This is a genomic window from Methanothermobacter wolfeii, from assembly GCF_025397995.1.
Classification (GTDB): domain Archaea; phylum Methanobacteriota; class Methanobacteria; order Methanobacteriales; family Methanothermobacteraceae; genus Methanothermobacter; species Methanothermobacter wolfei.
The window spans coordinates 899919-916964 of record NZ_CP104550.1 but is presented as its reverse complement, the minus strand read 5'-3'; the positions used below and the strand labels follow the sequence as shown (position 1 = coordinate 916964).

13 protein-coding genes are annotated in these 17046 nt (G+C 48.5%); 4 read left to right on the top strand and 9 right to left on the bottom strand.

What is annotated here, in order from left to right:
• Positions 1–52 precede the first annotated feature (52 nt).
• The 3 genes from N5910_RS04885 to metG all read right to left on the bottom strand — a co-directional run bounded on the left by N5910_RS04885 (position 53) and on the right by metG (position 4243).
• The gene (locus N5910_RS04885; RefSeq protein ID WP_074358977.1) at positions 53–517 is read right to left on the bottom strand and encodes a DUF1699 family protein; all 465 of its coding nucleotides are present in this window, start codon (positions 515–517) and stop codon (positions 53–55) included.
• Positions 518–525: 8 nt separating this feature from the next.
• Complete coding sequence (locus N5910_RS04880; protein WP_074358976.1) at positions 526–2103, bottom strand: DUF530 domain-containing protein; 1578 nt, start codon at positions 2101–2103, stop codon at positions 526–528.
• A 181-nt stretch (positions 2104–2284) separates the two neighbouring features.
• The gene (gene metG / locus N5910_RS04875) at positions 2285–4243 is read right to left on the bottom strand and encodes a methionine--tRNA ligase (RefSeq protein WP_074358975.1); all 1959 of its coding nucleotides are present in this window, start codon (positions 4241–4243) and stop codon (positions 2285–2287) included.
• A gap of 332 nt (positions 4244–4575) precedes the next feature.
• On the opposite strand from metG, the gene N5910_RS04870 reads away from it, so the two are divergent.
• The 3 genes from N5910_RS04870 to priS are packed head-to-tail and all read left to right on the top strand — an operon-like array spanning position 4576 to position 6983.
• Positions 4576–5913, top strand: a complete 1338-nt coding sequence (locus tag N5910_RS04870) for a DNA primase (protein ID WP_261599353.1) — start codon at positions 4576–4578, stop codon at positions 5911–5913.
• Positions 5879–6016: a hypothetical protein gene (locus tag N5910_RS04865; RefSeq protein WP_191215975.1), complete on the top strand. Its 138-nt coding sequence runs from the start codon at positions 5879–5881 to the stop codon at positions 6014–6016. Before N5910_RS04870 ends, N5910_RS04865 begins: the two co-directional genes overlap by 35 nt.
• A 4-nt stretch (positions 6017–6020) precedes the next feature.
• Positions 6021–6983 carry a DNA primase catalytic subunit PriS gene (priS, locus tag N5910_RS04860; protein WP_074358973.1) on the top strand — a complete coding sequence of 321 codons (963 nt, stop codon included), beginning with the start codon at positions 6021–6023 and terminating at the stop codon, positions 6981–6983.
• Between the two features lie 77 nt (positions 6984–7060).
• On the opposite strand, the gene N5910_RS04855 is transcribed toward priS, so the two are convergent.
• Together N5910_RS04855 and N5910_RS04850 are read right to left on the bottom strand one after the other, a co-directional pair.
• A complete protein-coding gene (locus N5910_RS04855) occupies positions 7061–8926 on the bottom strand; it encodes a cobaltochelatase subunit CobN (protein WP_261599352.1) in 1866 nt (621 codons plus the stop codon).
• On the bottom strand, positions 8908–11811 hold the full coding sequence (locus N5910_RS04850) for a cobaltochelatase subunit CobN (RefSeq protein WP_261599351.1): 2904 nt from the start codon (positions 11809–11811) through the stop codon (positions 8908–8910). The genes N5910_RS04855 and N5910_RS04850 overlap by 19 nt, the downstream gene beginning before the upstream one ends.
• A 553-nt stretch (positions 11812–12364) precedes the next feature.
• Here N5910_RS04850 and N5910_RS04845 point away from each other — a divergent pair.
• On the top strand, positions 12365–12655 hold the full coding sequence (locus tag N5910_RS04845) for a HEPN domain-containing protein (RefSeq protein WP_074358969.1): 291 nt from the start codon (positions 12365–12367) through the stop codon (positions 12653–12655).
• Between the two features lie 304 nt (positions 12656–12959).
• On the opposite strand, the gene cca is transcribed toward N5910_RS04845, so the two are convergent.
• The 4 genes from cca to N5910_RS04825 all read right to left on the bottom strand — a co-directional run bounded on the left by cca (position 12960) and on the right by N5910_RS04825 (position 17044).
• A complete protein-coding gene (cca, locus tag N5910_RS04840; RefSeq protein ID WP_074358968.1) occupies positions 12960–14321 on the bottom strand; it encodes a CCA tRNA nucleotidyltransferase in 1362 nt (453 codons plus the stop codon).
• Positions 14322–14370: 49 nt separating this feature from the next.
• Positions 14371–14925 (bottom strand): RNA 2',3'-cyclic phosphodiesterase, encoded by a 555-nt coding sequence (gene thpR, locus N5910_RS04835; RefSeq protein ID WP_074358967.1) that lies wholly within the window; start codon positions 14923–14925, stop codon positions 14371–14373.
• A 3-nt stretch (positions 14926–14928) separates the two neighbouring features.
• Entirely contained in the window at positions 14929–15858 is a 930-nt protein-coding gene (locus tag N5910_RS04830; protein ID WP_261599350.1) for an HPr kinase/phosphorylase, read from the bottom strand.
• A 61-nt stretch (positions 15859–15919) separates the two neighbouring features.
• Positions 15920–17044, bottom strand: coding sequence for a 3-dehydroquinate synthase II (locus tag N5910_RS04825; RefSeq protein WP_191216587.1), 1125 nt, complete (start codon positions 17042–17044; stop codon positions 15920–15922).
• Positions 17045–17046: the final 2 nt, after the last annotated feature.

Genomic DNA, 17046 nt, shown 5'->3' with positions numbered 1-17046 from the left:
ATTAAACCACCATTATCCCTATCCTTTAAACTCTGACCCTTTAATCTAATCTTCAGCCCTTCTTAAGTATATAGTATACTGTCCTCAGGGGTATCCCTAGTTTCTGTGATATCATCCTTGCAGGAACACCCCTGTCAGCCATTTCACGGACTCTTAGCCGTGTGTTTTTATCATACTTTCTCTTCTTACCCCTTTTAAGCTTCATATCCCCCTTGAGATAGTAGACAGTTTTAAGGGGAAGGTTGGTGATCCCCGAAACCTGTTTTGGTGTTTTACCCTCCTTCAGGAGGCTCTGAACAAGTTTAACATCCTTCTCGGCATACTTCCTCGGCCTCCCCATCCTCTTTACGGGTTCAACCTCCACTCCAAGTTTTTCAAGGGCATCCAGGTACTTCCTGGAGGTCCTGTGGTAGAGGCTTACCGGACATGTGATCTTCTTAAGATCAGGGTTCTTCTCAAGAATCTCAATTATCCTTCTTGAAGTCAGTGGCTGGTTCACATGGATAGTCTCCGCCATAAAACCACTCAGTCACCTTTAATAATATCAAGAAACATTCTAGCCTTGTCCGTTGATGGTTTACCCAGGTTCTCAATGCTGGCCTTTTCATGAAGAAGTTCATCCACCGTGACATTGAAAAGACCCGCGCAGAGGTCCATGTCGAGTCCGGCTTCCATGTGGAGTACGGCCGCGCCGAAGGCAGCAGGGTTGGGTTTCATGTGAAGCCCCTTCATCTTCTCCTCAATCTCAAATTTCTTGAGGAGCACATCGCCAAGGTTTTCAATGTAGACCATCCCATCCATCCAGTACCTGTTGAGGAGCTCCACGGCACCCTCACTGAACTCATTGAAGGTCCTGGCCTGGTTCCTGTCAAGGACCGGTCTGAGGTTGGGGAAGGGACCCGAGTACTTTGATCTCCGGTCATAGGATGTTCCAAGGTAGTATCGGGCAACATCCCAGAGCACAAGGTTCACTGGCACATCCCTGAAGAGCTCCCTCTTTATCCGGTCCATGGCTTTAAGGTCCCTCTCCAGTGAGGGGATCAGTCCACCATCAGGGCCAGCCAGGCCGGAATCATGGAGCAGCTGGTGTAACTTCTGGATTCTGATCTCCCTGAGCTCATCCTCTGAACCCGTGAATTCAGGAGAGTAGGTCCTGGCCTCAAATACCATCTCCCTGTATCTCCTGACGGATTCATAGTCCCCGAGCCTCTCATGGTAGACATCATCCCTTATTTCCCTTATTATGTCATAGGACAGTCCTGCGTAGGCGATTGCAAGGGAAGCCCGGGTGTAGCGGTCATTGATTATACTCGACTTTTTCCTGTGGAACTGCATGAACTCGATTCTAACATCCGGCCCATACTTCTCCCGGAGCATCCTCTCATAATCATCGTCATCGCTGTCAATGGTGATTCTTCTCCTTATCCAGCGGCCGTCCTCAAGGACCCTTATCACCAGGGTGGCTGATTTCACGGCCCCCTTCTTCTCATTCTTAAAGAGCCGCATTATCTTCTTGAAGGCCTCCCTGGCCCAGAGGCTCAGCTCGGACATCTTAACCATGTAGTCCCCTGAGAGGGGGAGGTATGGTATTATCTCAACCCTGCAGATTGCCGATGAACTGAAAACCGGTTCAAGGGAACCTGAACCACAGGGGCACTCCATCCCATCATGTATATCATCCAGTTCAAATTCACCAAGCCGCATCAGCCTTGAGCACTCGCTGCACCTGAGGAGACCGTACTCCTCGAGGTTACCCAGGGCTATCCTGTGGGATGATATCGCAGAGTTAACCCTGTCAAGGAGGTTCTTCTTGGCAGAAGCCTTCATCCTGAAGTACTGGGCGTGCCTTTTAATGTCATGTATGTCCTCTGCAACTTCACCGGAGTACTGTGCACCGTAACCTGATATTGAACGGAAGGGATACTTGAAGCCCCTGAGCTCCATGGTCTCCTTGAGGTCCTGAAGTTCATCAAGGTTCCCCCTCAGGTACCTGTAAATTTTGAAGAAACCCTCACGTGACCTTATCTCGTCCAGTGTGACGGGCCTGGATTTTATACTTTCAAGGAACCTTTCCGATCTTGCAATGAGACCTGATTCATTCATGGGTATTCTCCACTCAGGCTTCAGGATGGAGCCCCTGGCCTGTTATCCATCAATATCCCTTCATAGGTTGAGTTCTTGGGGATGGTAAGGACTCATGTCGCTTTTATCCATCAACATCCCCTCAGACGACAATCATCATTCACCGCATCACCCCTCCTATGGGGTTCTGCCGGCCAATGCTTCACATTATCCTTTCACCCACCTCAGCATCCCGGGGGTCCAGTATGTTCAGTGTCTTACCGGTTGCAAGTACCATGCCCTCTGATTTAACACCGAAGAGCCTGGCGGGCTTGAGGTTAACCAGGACGGTCACCTTTCTCCCCTCAAGCTCCTCTGGACTGTACTTCTCTGCCAGGCCTGCGACAACCTGTATTTCCCCATCACCTGTGTCTATGATAAGCTTCAGCAGTTTATCGGATCCCTCTATCTTCTCGGCTGACATCACCATGCCGACCCTTATATCCATCCTTGCAAAATCGTCAATTGTTACCTCTTCAGACATTGCTTCATCCTCCGCTTCAAGTTTTGATTTCTCCTCCTCAATCGCCTCATCTGGGATCTTGGAGAAGAGGGGCTTCGCCCTCCCTATGACCTGTCCGGGTTCAAGTTCATGGAAACCCCAGGGTCCACCGGAAAGGTTCATGGTCTCAAGGATCCTCCCTGATGATGATGGCATGAAGGGCTCCAGGAGCCTCCCCAGGTTGGCTGCCAGGAGATTGCAGAGGTAGAGGCATGTTGCGGCCCTCTCCGGCGACTCCTTAACGGCCTTCCATGGTTCCTGGTCATTGAAGTACTTGTTACCCTTCTTGGCAAGCTTAATTATGAACATGAGGGCGTCCCTGAACCTGAATTCATCGATGAGTTTCCCCACACTTTCATGGGCATCCCTTATGGAGTCAAGAAACTCAAGGTCATCCTCGGTGTATCCTGAGGGTTCAGGCACCTTCCCATCAAAGAACCTTCCAGTGAATGAGAAGGTCCTGTGGAGGAAGTTGCCGAGGACATCTGCAAGCTCATCATTAACCCTCCTCTGGAAGTCATCCCATGAGAAGTCAGTGTCCCTTGTAAGGGGAGCATTAACGGTCAGGTAGTACCTTAGGAGGTCCTTATGGAATTTTTCAAGGAATTCAGATGTCCAGACCACCCAGTTCTTACTTGTTGACATTTTACTGCCTTCAAGTGAGAGGTACTCCCCTGCTATTATGTTCTCGGGGGTCCTGCAGCCGTAGGCCATGAGGAGGGCCGGCCAGAATATGGAGTGATGGTATATTATGTCCTTCCCTATGAAGTGGATGGCGCCGTCATCCCAGTACTCCCTCCAGGGCTTCCCGGTCCTCCTGCTCCATTCAACCGCAGATGAAATGTATCCAAGGAAGGCCTCACCCCACACATAGATGATTTTGCCATCGTTCCCCTCAAGGGGTACCGGGACTCCCCAGTCCATGTCCCTCGTGAGTATCCAGTCCCTGAGGCCCTCACGGAGCCACTGGAGAGCATAGTTCTTGACGTTGGATGGCATGTCCGAGCCTTCAATCCACTCCCTGATGTCGTCCTGGAAGCTGCTCAGCCTGAAGAAGTAGTGCCTCGACTTCCTCACCTCCGGACTGGAACCGCAGACCATGCATAGGGGCTCCTCAAGCTGGAGAGGCTCCAGGTGCCTTCCGCAGGCTTCGCAGTGATCTCCCCTGGCACCCTCGGCACCGCAGTAGGGGCATTTCCCCTCAACGTACCTGTCAGGCAGGAAACGTTCACATTCACCACAGTAAAGTTGCTTTATATCCTTCTCATATATGAATCCCCTTTCATAGAGTTTCAGGAAGAAGTTCTGGGCTATCTCATAGTGGGTTCTGCTGGTTGTCCTTGAGAAGTTATCAAAGGATATGTCGCAGTCCTCAAGGTCCCTGCGTATCATCTCATGATACCTTGTCGCGATTTCAATGGGCTTTTTACCCTCCTTTTCAGCCTTCACAGCTATAGGGGTTCCATGCTCATCTGTTGCACATACAAAGAGAACATCATCCCCCCTGAGCCTGCGGTACCTTGCATATATATCCGCGGGTATGTAGGTTGACCTCAGATGACCGAGATGTGTTGGACCGTTGGCATATGGAAGTGCGCAGGTGATGAATACTTTGCTCAACTTAAACTCCTCCTTGAATCCTGAACCGGATTAGAATAAGGCTTTAATGCTCAGAGTAATATAAAATGATTTAATCCAGTCTAATTTTACTGTTTACTTCTATATAAATTTATCATGGGTCCTTCATCAGATCAGTCAGGGTGGTTCCCGGCACTTGTTCCCTTTATTCATCGTACCGTAGGATTTCCACTAGGCACGGTATTCTGGACTCATCAACCAGTATCCTTTCTTCATCAGGGTATGGGGGCTCCCCTCTTACAATCATCTCATCACCCTGTTAACATGATCTGTACCCATCATTTTTTATAACCATTCACCACAGATCAGTATATATGGTATCTTCACTCTTCATAAACCCCTTCTCGGAGGATGCAAGGGAGCTTGTAAGGAACTACGGGGCCCTTGATGGGATAGCCGACACCAGCGAGGAACTCCAGGAGATCGTGAAACACACCGACGGCCAGAACATTGATGACAACTCCCTCATACCAGGGAGTATAATGGAACTTGCAGTTAAACGTCTTGAATGGTACCTTAAAAGAGAAAAACGGGAATTCAACCATGGAGACTACGCATACCTCCTGAACCCTGAGATCCAGGAGTACGATGTCCTCGCCTTCTATGTACTGGCCCAGGCAACAGGTGCAAAGTTCAGACCAGTCTCCAGGGAGGCCAGGCTGGTGGTTGAATCCACAGGCGCCCTTATCGAGGAGAGGTTCAGGGTCCTCAGGGAGGGTGAGCGTGATGAGATAACAGGCCAGGTCCTCCATGAGCTTGGATCCGGGGACCTGCGCTGGATTGAACTTGAAGAGCTCCTGAGGACCAGGAAACTGAAACTCACAGACATCATACTGGACAGGGGGAGGGTTATAATTGAGGGTGATGACTTCATGGAAACCTTCCAGGATCGGATAAGGGACAGGAGGCCTGAGAGACTCTACCAGCTCCTTGTAGGTTCAGGACTCAAGGAGACAATGATATCGAGGATGATAATGCAGAGGACCGAGGACTACATTGCAAGGGTGCACGAGATGAGGTCACGGGTCCAGCCACACCCCCTCATCCTTGAGGCTGCAGAGCTCATCGCATCCAGGGTATCGGAGGAGATGTTCGCATTCACAGGGACAAGTGTTAAATCCGCAGGCCCGGGTAAACTGGTCCCTGAGGCATTCCCACCATGCATAAAGGGCACCATGGAAGGTGTGAAGTCAGGGAGCAGGAACGATGCCATAGTTCTGCTACTCACATCCTTCATATCCTATGCAAGGCTGTACCCATCGATATTCAGGGACCGCACCCCAATGAAGGTATCCGACCTTGACCCTGACCTGAGGATAACAAGGGAGGAGATACTCCCCCTCATATATGATGCTGCAGAGAAGTGCGAGCCGCCACTCTTTGAGGACGACCCCCAGGAGAAGCTCAACATAACAGCGAAGCTGGGATTCGGGGTTCATGAGGAACCGGAACCTGAAAATGAAGGCGAGAGCCGATGGTACACCCCCATGAGCTGTGAAAAGATCAAGATACACCTCCCTGACCTCTGCCACCCTGACAGGATATGCGCCAGAATCACAAATCCACTATCATACTATAACAGGATGAAGTGGATCATGAAATCAGAGGGGAAGGGAGATGAAGGTGGAGATGAGGAGAAGGATTCAGAATAGGAATCTGATGGAGTTTCCTGTTGAAAGGACGGACCTGAAGGAGATAACGCTGACAATGGATTCAGGTAACCGTTACGGAGGCTCCATGGTCCTGGAGGCATGATAGGATATTTGAACCCGCAACACCCCAGGAGAGAAGGAGATACTACCGTGAGGAGTGGAATGTAAGGGACCTCCCTGACTTTATAAGGGAGGACATCCATATGAGGGAGTTCGGATTTGACCACCACGGCAGGGGCCCCAATGACAGGTACAGGGTTTTCAGTGATGAGAGGAGGCTTTCTGTCTTCATGAAGGCAAGGTTCCCCTTCGCAGCCTACTCCTCAGTGGCATTCTACAGGGACCCTGGCAGGAGGAAGGGGTGGCAGAGGTCGGAACTCATATTCGATGTTGATGCAAAGGACCTCCCTGTAAGGTCATGTAACTGTGGGGGTGTCTGTGAGGAGTGCCTCAGCCAGGCACTTGAACTCGTCCTCATGATGGTTGACACCCTGAGGGGTGACCTTGGACTTGATGACATCCATGTGATCTACTCGGGAAGGGGGTATCATATAAGGGTGCTTGACCCTGAGGTCATGGAGATGGAGTCCGAGGTGAGGGCAGAGATACTCAGGTACACTGCAGGTGCAAGGGAACCCAGGAGGGAATTCAGCGACAGCACAGGAACCTATGAACTGGAACACTTCACCATACCCGTCGGATATCACAGGGTTTTCACGGAGAGGGCCAGGCATCTCTTCCTCCATATGGGGGGTGATGAGGAGATTGAGGGTGTCACGAAAAGGACAGTGAAGGAGATAGTGAAGAACAGGAACCTTATCAGGGATGGGGAGTGGGGTGTATTTAAACGAAGGATAGGGCCAAGGGTCTATCCCAGGCTCGTTAAGGGTGTTTCAAAGATCAATATGCGGATGGTTGATGCGAAGGTCACAATCGACCTCAAGAGGATCCTCAGACTCCCAACATCCCTCCACTCAAAGGTCAGCATGATATGCATGGAGGTTAAAAACCCTGAAACCTTTGATCCCCTGGATAGCGCTGTTCCAGGGTTCGTGTATGAGAGGAAATAGGAGCCGGTGATGCTTTTTGAGGAGAAACTAGAGGACATGATGTGTTTAAATACAAAAAAGGAAAGAGAAAAAAATTTTCATGGTTTTTTGAGGAAGTAACCTGCACCTAAAAGGGCTACTAGAGCTATGACTCCAAACACAGCATATAGCGGTAGTCCTGTAGCTGATGCTGATGATCTTCCCATTTCACTGACCTCGTATGCCCTTCCCTGACCAGAAGGTGCTGTTTCACCTGTTTCTCCGGGCGTGGCTGACTGGCTGGCTGCTCCAGGGGTGGCTGGACTGCCACCTGTCTGTGAGGATCCTGATGGATGGGTATTCCATGTTTCACCGGGTGAAACACCACCATGCTGACCTCCAGGATTTGAGGATGTGTCCGGATTCCATGTATCAGGAGTTTCCTGTGATGCAAAGGCAGCGCTTCTTGTGGCGGCATATATCTGAGCTTTGACCCTTGCAAGGAGGTCAGGGTTCACATACTGCATGGCCCACTGCATCATGGCAATGTTACCGCAACTGCAATCACAGCAAGAAACACCATGCTCAGCTATCAGTTTAGCCCATGTGTTAGCCACCAACCTGAGAGTTCCATCATCCGTATGCCAGAAACCTTTGTGCGCCATTGTTAAGAGTTTACCTGTGATGCCAATCATTGCATAGGCATTGTTACCTATGGACAGCCATTCTGTGACTCCAAGATTGTATTTATCTTTTAAATAGATGTCTACGACGTTGTTCCACATTTCATCGGTGATTGAATCTGGTCTTAGCACCTCCCAGCCCACCATGTTGTCAATGAATTGACCTGAGAGGTATGATGCCCCTGCATAGCCTTCCTTCATCATTTCAATGATCCACTGGGGATTGTAAAGCTTTGTCTGCAGGTCCCTGTTGATGAATTTACTTAGTGTCTCCACGTGTGGTTCAGCGCCTATCTGGTTAAGTATGAATAGTTGCGGTGCTTTACCACTCATCTTTTCCACTGCGATACCGAATCCCCCAAGGAATTCATAATTGTGGTCCAGGTCGAGTATGCCCCTAACATTGGTGGATCTTGAGTGATATACTCCTTCCACGTCTGACAGTCTCATTGTGAATACTTCTCCAAGGGGTGTTGCTTGTTCGTCTTCTCTGTAAGCGTATTGCATATCGTGGATGTAGGTGTCTGCAAGTTCGAGGCGGTCGTTCCACGTCCATGCTAGCTGTGGTCCTTCACGCACGCCCTTAGCTCCCCATTCTCCAATCGCAGGTCCGAATATCCGGGATATAGCCATCTTACCCGCATCTTCTGCTGGTACGCCTGCCTGTAATAATTTTTTCGTATCTTCCAGCCAATGCTTTGCAATGTAGTTCATCTCAAGGGGGTCACTTCCAGGCACGAATAAACCAGCCTTCTGGATCGTCATCATGGTTGCATTTAATGCTGCTTTGAGTTGCTCGGCTATTGTTTCCTTGTTTATTTCAGCGAGGAGGGTATTATATGATGCTGCGACTGCAATTCTGAAGGCCCTGTCAAGCAGAACAGTGCACTGTGGGAATGTCTCCCTGAATATACCTGAGATGGTTACGAGGACATCTACTCTTGGTCTTCCAAGCTCACTGAGTGGTATGGCCTTTACACCAAGGACATTGCCACTCTGGTACCCTTGCTGATAGATTGGTTCAAGTCCCATTAGGTACAGTATGAAGCCTATGGTTGCGCCGCTGTCCCTCTGGGTTTCAGTGGCCCATAGTACGACGCCAAGCTGTGATGGTGTTGTATTGTAACTTTTCAGGGCTTCTTCTGCCATTTTCTTGCCATTGAGGTAGGCATCCCAGTAGGGGATTTTCTGCGGGTCAAGACCATAGAGGTTACCGCCTGTTGGAAGTGCATCCGGTGTCCTTGCTGGATCGTTACCACGGACCGGGGGGATGTATCCACCACTTAGGGCTCTAAGTAGCATTTCACGTTCTCTGGCCGGACTTGTTTTAACATCATTGACGTATCTGTAGATGTTCTGGAGGCTTTGAATTTCTGTTTCGGTAAGGTTCCTCCGGTACTGTTTTGGAGATAATTTATTATCTCATTGAGTCCCATATTATCATAGAATTTTCCTATGATATCTGTGAGATTCGCTGGCATGCCTTCAATCACCATCGCCGGGGTAGTGAAGTTATTGGAGCCCAGTGCTATGGAACTTATCTTTTTTGCCATGGTCGTGACGAGGGAGGTAACCTGTTCTCGGGTCCAGTCCTTACCGAATACATGTAAACCGAGGGGCGTGGCAGTACTCTCTAGTTCTATAATGTAATCATGGATTTTATCGGCGATTTCAGCTCCTGAGGCATTTAAATCTATAAAGGTATCTAGGTTGAGCTTTCTTGCAGACTCTTTTATCATTTCAAGCAGTTGTATTTTCTGAGAATCATCCGTACTTGTCATGTACCTCTCTGTGAGTGTTTTAAGGGCTAGAAGATCGTCATTTAATGCTGTCAGTGCAAATGGCTGTGTTAAATGGCTGATGCTAACTGCCAGACCTCTTCTTTTGGCGTGTAATACTTCTCCTACACCGTCCATTGTGTAGATGTAGATTGATGGCATGGTCCATATGCAGATGTCAGGGTAATCTGCCCCGGAGAGGGCCACATCCTTGCCAGGTAACCATTCATAGGTCCCGTGCCTCCCAAGGTGTATAACAGCATCGGCGCTGAATTCTGTCTGTAGATACGCGTAGAATGCAAGGTACTGATAATTTGGAGGGACTATAGTGCTGTGGTATAACATGCCTGGATCTGTGTATCCTCTTTGTGGTTGAGGTCCCAGGAAGATGTTTCCAAGCCGTATGCCGGGTATTACAAAATATTTTGTACCGTTCTTTTCAACAACCATCATATTTCCTGGTGGGGCGCCCCATCCACAGAGCCCTGGTATCTGCAGTGCAATGAACTGGTTTTTAATAATTTGTAGTTCTGTTAAGCTGCCGGAATTGACCAGGAGACCTTGTAATATCTCATGCGTCCTTTCAACGAGGTTTTTTGCATCTGATATCTTTTCACTGGTTAGCATTGATCCCATTTCATCGATGGTCGAGAGCATTGCCTTATACCAGTGGTCAATGAGGGTATTTGCAGTGTCGATGAATGAGGATGTTCTATTTTCTGTTGCGATTATCTTTTTTGCTATGCACTCTATATAACCAAAGGGACCTTCTTCCATTTGTTTTCTTGTTATCTCCGGGAGTTTACTGTACCATTCCATGAAACGTTCCACAGGGTAAAGTGTTGCGTCTTCTGCTAATTTTCCGAGTTCTCCTGGAGCCCATGTTGCAATGGTTCTCCCCTTTGTCATGAGGAGGTTGATGAGTTCATCAACATTCTCCGGGATCCCTGTTACGTTGTATCCGTTCTCTTTTAATAGGTTAATTATTGTAAGTATTGATTCTAGGCCGTTGAGTGAATCGGCACCGGCAATGTTCTGTTTACCTGGCGGATAATTATAGTAGATCAGTGCCGCCTTCTTTTCTGTATTTGGCAGATATCGTAAATTTATCCAGTTTTTCACAGTCTCTATGAATTTGGCTATTCTCTCATCTACTGGTTTGGTCAAGCTCATGAGGAGGCCTGTGTTTGGGCAGATTATATTTTGCTGTGTAGCTATGATAATAGGTACTATTTGTCCCTGGGTTTCTTTAAGTGCCATGGTGGTTGCTGTTGACCAGTCACCGCCCTCTGAAATTTCCCATGTGTCAATATCCATGTATGATGTTATAGGCTCAAATACCAAGATACCGTATCTGTTTAGTAGTTCATCAATAGCTGCTCGTGAAGTTTCACCGCCAAGGAGCCATGTGAAATGTATTATCCCATCGACACGGCTTTTATTTGTTTCATTGTCGATGAAATATTCTTTAATCCCATTTAAAATATGATTACCCTGTGTGGGGTTTCCCTGGCCAAATAGGACCATTACGCTGGCTCCTTGTTTTTCAAATTCCCTGATGAGGGAATCATACAACTCAAGATCTCCCTTTTCCCATGTGGTGGACATCCATGCCACTATACCAACGGTTGGTCTCCCTGGTTTGAGGTGGAGCTGTGTGTATTCAGTGAGGTTGGTGTAAAGTTTACGATCCCTGTAAATTCCGTATAATGTTCCGGGTACTGGTTCTTTGTACTGGAATCCAAGTCCTGGAAATGCGGTTGCTAACATGTAGAGTAACTGTTGCATCCTGTTTTCTGTACATGCCATTTCAGCAGTCCAATATTTTCTGATCTGGAGTAGTGAATAGAGTCTTGGGTATCTTTGCTGGAAACCCGCCAGTACCTGTAGGCTATTGGGGGAATATGATATTGCTGTATATATCTGCTGTATCTGCTGATCTGTGAGGGGGGTTCCGTTTATATCCACGAATTCTGTGTTGTTGATGTTTGTAAGGCGGATGATAGGGTAACAGAAATAGGGGAGGGGCTCTGCCACGATTGTTTTTCCATGAAGCCTGCCACCTGAATTTAAGTTTAAGATCGTGTTAGCCAGTGCACCTGATTGGATATTGTTAAGGTAGATGAGATGCGCCCAATCAATGAGTTCTGGGATTTCACTTAGATTTTGATTGGCCTGTGAAACACTTCTAATCTGGATCTTTACATTAGGATATTCTTTCATCACGTTTTCTGCAGGGATCTGGTACTGTCCAGCGCTTGTGTCCCATGATAATATTAGGCAATGTATCTCAGAAGAGTTCAGCCCTGAACTGTTGTTCGTACTTCCCTGTGAATCTTCTGCTGCCACGGTTCCTGTGAATGCCAGTATGAAGAATGCCGTTAATAGTAAAATCACATGTCTTCCCATACATTTTCACCTCCTTTAAATTTGTTTTCTATTATTTTCCCCTCTGGAGAGGGGTTTCCTGCTTAGACGACACTAAGTCTCAGCAGGGGTAATTTTTCGGTGTTTTCAATGCAGGTCTGCCAGCACTCAGGGCATGGCAGACATGAAGGGTTTTATTACTTAAAATCCTTCCTTTATTCAGTAAAATCTTCAAAGAATAAATATTTTACTATATAAAAATAAAAAAGTAATACTAATTTACAGTGGAATAAAAATAAAGTATGATCATGGGTATCAGGAGGATGATTCTCTCACTGACATATGGAGAATACAGCTTATGGCTCACTGAAGATTACTTATGAATCATGAACCTGTGGTGAAATCCTCAAGACATGGACACCAAAAGCCATCTATATCTGCACCTATGTTTAACCATCCGGCCTCAGCTCAAAGGAGTCCTCAAGGAAATCAACCACATCATGGAACACTAAATTAAGGTTCCTCCAGTATCAGGACACTGGAATTAAAAGAGTGAGCACTCATTTCACCTTATTTTTTGAGACAGGGTGTTACAATGAAAAGGATTAATATTGTGTTTTTTCGGGGTATCTGTTTCAGTTTCTGCTCCTCAAGTGTTACTATTAAAAGGATTAATATTGTGCGGTCAAAGATTTTAGTTATAGGGAGAGGAATTTATAACTGTTGGGAACAGGCAGAAAAGGACTTTGAGGGCGCTGCTAAAAACCTTAAAATCAATGAATATTATATAACAGCATTTTTATCACAGCAGGCCGCTGAAAAAAGGGCATTGAAGGCACTGTATATCCACAAAAAAGAGCATCCCCTGGTTCCACAAATTATCTGATTTTCCTGGAAAATGAACTTAACATGCCAGAGGAATTTATGAGGGGTCTCAGAAGCTGAATCTGATATCATTATCCCGCGCCATCCAGACGCTGCCCAGGGACTCCCCTATAAACTCTATGACAGGGAAAGAGTAGAGGAGAGACTTGAAATCGCGGGTTAAGGTGATGGAATGGGTCAGGAAGGAGCTGGAGAAAAGGATTGTTTTTTTGTTTCATGGATCGTCGGGGAAAAGTCAATTTATCCTTAAAAAACTCTGACCTTAATCTCATGAAAAAAATTAGAGATGACTTTTTATCCAGCAGTTACTGCCTTATCAGTCTCTTCCATGGGTTCAGGAAGGAGTCAAGGAACATTATGAAGCCGGGCCCCGCTGATTCAATGAAATCCTCAAGGACATGGACACCGAAACCCCTCCTTATCTCTGCACCTATGTGTTTACCCATCCTGAGCCTCTCCGGACTTGAAAGGAGGTCCTCAAGGAAATCCACCGCGAAACTGTGTCTCCTTGGTGAATCAACAGCAAGCCTTGAACCCTCAACCCAGACCATTTCATTCCTTTCAAGGAACCTCTCTGAATGTTTGCGGGCCCATACAGGGGGTCCGTATCTCTTCCTGTATGATGGAAGCATCCAGACCTCCATTTCAAGGATTATAACAGCAACCTTTTCCTCATCACTCCAGTAATCAGCGTTCAGAACCCTGAAGCCCTCCTCCTCCAGTCTCCTGAGCAGGGAGTCCATGGTCTTCCTGAGCTGGGGGTACAGGGCATCTGCAGGTATATCAGGCACCCCCATGGACACCAGGATTACCTTTGAGCCCCTCATCCTGCAGGTCTCCATGATGGCTTCAGGATCCGATGCGTACTCCGGTCCGGTGAAGTATTCCTTCTTCCCTGACCTGAGGAAGTTCCTAGCAGCGGTTATAAATTCAGACATCCTCTGGAGTGTCAGGGCCGCTGCCACGTTCCTGTTCCTGTCCACGGGGTCAACCACAACCAGGGGCTCCGTGAACCTTTCACCGGTCCCGTGACCCTCAATATCAATCACATGGCCGGGCCTCCATTCAAGGGCCCCCTCCAGGACCCCCTCAAAGTCATGGTAGTGTATTATGAGGAGCTCTGCAAGGTAACCTGCAAAGCCACCGACGCGGAACTCTGAACCATAGGTACCTGTTGACTTCATGAACTGCTTGAGGAGGAGCACCTCATCCCTCTGCTCTTCCCTGAGCCTTGTCTGGATGTACCTGGTGTGGAGGATTGTCCGGTCAACAGCTGATCTGAGCTCTGAAGCATCCTCTATACGGTAGCAGGGGACGAAGTCAACCTCGTATCCATCTATGTGCCCTGTAACGTAGGGGTGTGATGCGTAGCGCTCCTCAGGGGTCCCATGGAACCTCCTTATACATTCATGTCCCAGGTGGAGGCCGGTGGTTTTGAGTTCCTCCTCAGGGGTATCCAGGGGGAAGTGGATGAATATGTCTATATCGGCGCCGCCAGAGAGCCATGTACCCTTGGCAACCGAGCCCACAAGGACGGCCTCTGCATCCAGGCCCTCCCCTGATGCCAGTCTGTTTATGCATCCGGTTAGTTTCCCTGACAGGTTCATAACACGCTGATATTCCTCTTCATCCGGTTTTATGTCATCGAGTATATCCCTGTAGTCCATGGTAAACACGCTCCAAAGGTGTACTGGACACCTTTAACTTAGAAGAAGTTTAAAGCCTGAAGACCCGGATATCCGAGTAGAGGGGTCCTGCAGGTGTGAGTTCACTCTTCTTGAGTGCTATCTCCCTGACCTCCATGGACCCGATATCCACTTCCTCAAGGTCTGAGATTATATCCGCAAGCTTTTCCCTGTTCCTGGGACCCTTAACCCTTCCAATGGTGAGGTGGGGTACGTAGTCCCTTTCGGGTCTGAAGCCAATCCCCCTGAAACCAGTGTCAAGGTGTTCCTGAAGTTTGGAGAATGTTTCAGGGTCTTCAACACCGAGCCAGACCACACGTATGTACCTGGGGTTCGGGAAAACCCCGGCACCCTTTATATGGATTCTGAATGGCTCATATTCACTTATGGTTTCATCCACGATTCTCCCTATCCTTTTAAGTCTGTTCTCACCGGTGTCCCCGAAGAATTTCAGGGTGAAGTGGAGGTTTTCGGGTTCAACGAATTTGATCTGGGCATCGGCACCCTTCAGTTTCTCCTGGACCTCAATTATCCTGTCCTTCAGTTTCTCATCAACATCGACTGCAAGGAAAGCCCTTACCTTCACTGCTCACTCCTCCAGGTTTTTAAGTCTTTCAAGGCTCTTGTGGGGTGTTTCAATGGTGTTCAGCATGTAAAGTTCCACCCTGCCGAAGAGCTCCCTGAAGAACATCTTCCTCAGTTCCATCTTCCTAGGGTCCCTTACAAGCTGGTGTGGGTTGCAGAAGTCCTTCTCAAGCATGTACCTCAGCCCGGCCTCAGGGTTCAGCCTCCTGAAGGGCGGCTCTCCAGGGGTCCTGTCAAGGAGTACAACCCTTCTGAGGGTGGTTGATTCCCTTATACTGTCACCGAAGAGTCTGCTGATATCCACGATTCCCCGGCCCTTCCTGTCAAGACTCACATCCTCTATGATCTCAGAGTACTCCTCCCAGACACTGCCTATATCATCACGTATGTAGGAGTTCTTCTCTGAGGCATAGGCAAGGGCGCCGTTCTCAAAGAGTCTTGTGAAGAACCAGTCATCTGATATGTAACTGCAGGCATCATCAAGGAGCATCCCGTAGGTAAGGGTTGTCTTTCCGGTACCGGGAGGTCCTATGATGGCGAGACCATGACCCTCTACATCGATGACTGAGCCATGGACAGAGTAGCGGAGGTGCTCTGAATGGTACTCCTCGAAGAAGTCAGCAACGGCTGCAAGGGCTATGCTCTTAACCCATCCATAGTAGTCCATGTTCTTGATTATAACCGTCTTTGAGACCGGTTCATAGGACACGGATAGTTCCCCACCATCCGAGACAGCGAATACCTTTGCATGGGGCCTGATATCATCGCTCATGAACCTGAAGTTATCCTCCCATTCCTCCTTGAAGGATGGGTCATCTGTAAGGAGCTTGACACAGGCACCATGCAGGTTTGCCTTCCTCTCAATGAGCCGTGTGTCTATTTCAGCAAGTAGCCTGTCCTTCTCCACGGGTGTGATGATCCTTACGCTGTACATGTTAGGCACCATCACCTCAAGCCATTATTCATGTTTGATGGTCCTTACGCTGCAAGGTGGTTCACTTCTCAATTATGGTCTCGGTGATGGCCATGCCGAAGTGCCTTGCTGAGTCCTCAAAGTAAACAAGGACCCTGTCTCCCTCAGATATTTCGCTGACAGAGACAGCTTCCCCCTTGTCATTCACGAGTCTTATGGTTTCAGCGTTCTGGAGGAGCGTCCTCACACGTCTATCCTCGTACTCTGCTTCAACGAGTATCAGGGGCCTCTTCTCTATTTTAACCCTTCCAACCACAGCGACCCGTGACCTGCCCTTGGAGTCAACCACCAGGACCTCATCGCCGGTTTCAAGCTCTGAAAGGTACTTTGTCTTCCCTCCGGGGGTCATGACGTAGGCCTGGACCGGTCCTGCGTTGACACGGAAGGGCCTTGATGCCACGTATTCGCTTTCAAGGGACTCGCTGTGGACAAGGAAGAGTCCACCGGAGTAGCTTCCAACCAGCATGCCCTCGCCGGGGACCATCATTGAACATGTGTCCACACAGACCCTGTCACCTGAACCAACAGGCTCCACACGGGTAACTGTCGCCGGTTTGAGGCTGTACTTTTCGCTTTCAATCTCCTCAAGGAGTTCTGCTATGGCCTTTATCTGTGATATTTCTGCAGGTTCTATAAGGACACCGTCTGTGCCGTGTTCAAGGGTTTCAAGGGCCACCCTGGCCTCCTCTTCATCAGCCACGGCCGCCACGAGTTTAACATCCTCGCCCTGAAGGTCCGCGATTATGTTCTCAAGGGGGATGATCTTCCAGTCCTCACCCACCAGTATCAGGTAGTCCACCGTGCGCCCAAGTCGCCTTGCAAGTTCCTCATGGGCCTTGCTCCTTATCTCAACATAGGCGGCAACCCTCTTACCCTCACCCTTGAGTTCGAATGCTATTTCAGCGTCCCTTGAGTATTCAAGGGATTCCGGGAGTTCAAGGGTCCCGTCACCCTCACCGTTAATCCCTACAAGGACTATGTCGGCATCCTCATCGGGTGATATGATGGTGAGGTTTCCAAGTTTCCTTATCTTCTCTGCATCTGAAACATCAACGATGTGGTCTATCCCTGATTCAAGGGCGGCTGTTATGAAGGTCTTCTTCTCATCCCAGTAGGTGTCGGGTGCCATTAACCAGGCGAATTTCATCC

Excerpts from the sequence above, each read along its gene's own strand:
- N5910_RS04885 (WP_074358977.1), bottom strand. The coding sequence starts at position 517 with ATGGCGGAGACTATCCATGTGAACCAGCCACTGACTTCAAGAAGGATA.
- N5910_RS04880 (WP_074358976.1), bottom strand. The coding sequence starts at position 2,103 with ATGAATGAATCAGGTCTCATTGCAAGATCGGAAAGGTTCCTTGAAAGT.
- N5910_RS04870 (WP_261599353.1), top strand. The coding sequence starts at position 4,576 with ATGGTATCTTCACTCTTCATAAACCCCTTCTCGGAGGATGCAAGGGAG.
- N5910_RS04865 (WP_191215975.1), top strand. The coding sequence starts at position 5,879 with ATGAAGGTGGAGATGAGGAGAAGGATTCAGAATAGGAATCTGATGGAG.
- N5910_RS04855 (WP_261599352.1), bottom strand. The coding sequence starts at position 8,926 with ATGCTACTTAGAGCCCTAAGTGGTGGATACATCCCCCCGGTCCGTGGT.
- N5910_RS04850 (WP_261599351.1), bottom strand. The coding sequence starts at position 11,811 with ATGGGAAGACATGTGATTTTACTATTAACGGCATTCTTCATACTGGCA.
- N5910_RS04845 (WP_074358969.1), top strand. The coding sequence starts at position 12,365 with ATGAAAAGGATTAATATTGTGTTTTTTCGGGGTATCTGTTTCAGTTTC.
- cca (WP_074358968.1), bottom strand. The coding sequence starts at position 14,321 with ATGGACTACAGGGATATACTCGATGACATAAAACCGGATGAAGAGGAA.
- N5910_RS04830 (WP_261599350.1), bottom strand. The coding sequence starts at position 15,858 with ATGTACAGCGTAAGGATCATCACACCCGTGGAGAAGGACAGGCTACTT.
- N5910_RS04825 (WP_191216587.1), bottom strand. The coding sequence starts at position 17,044 with ATGAAATTCGCCTGGTTAATGGCACCCGACACCTACTGGGATGAGAAG.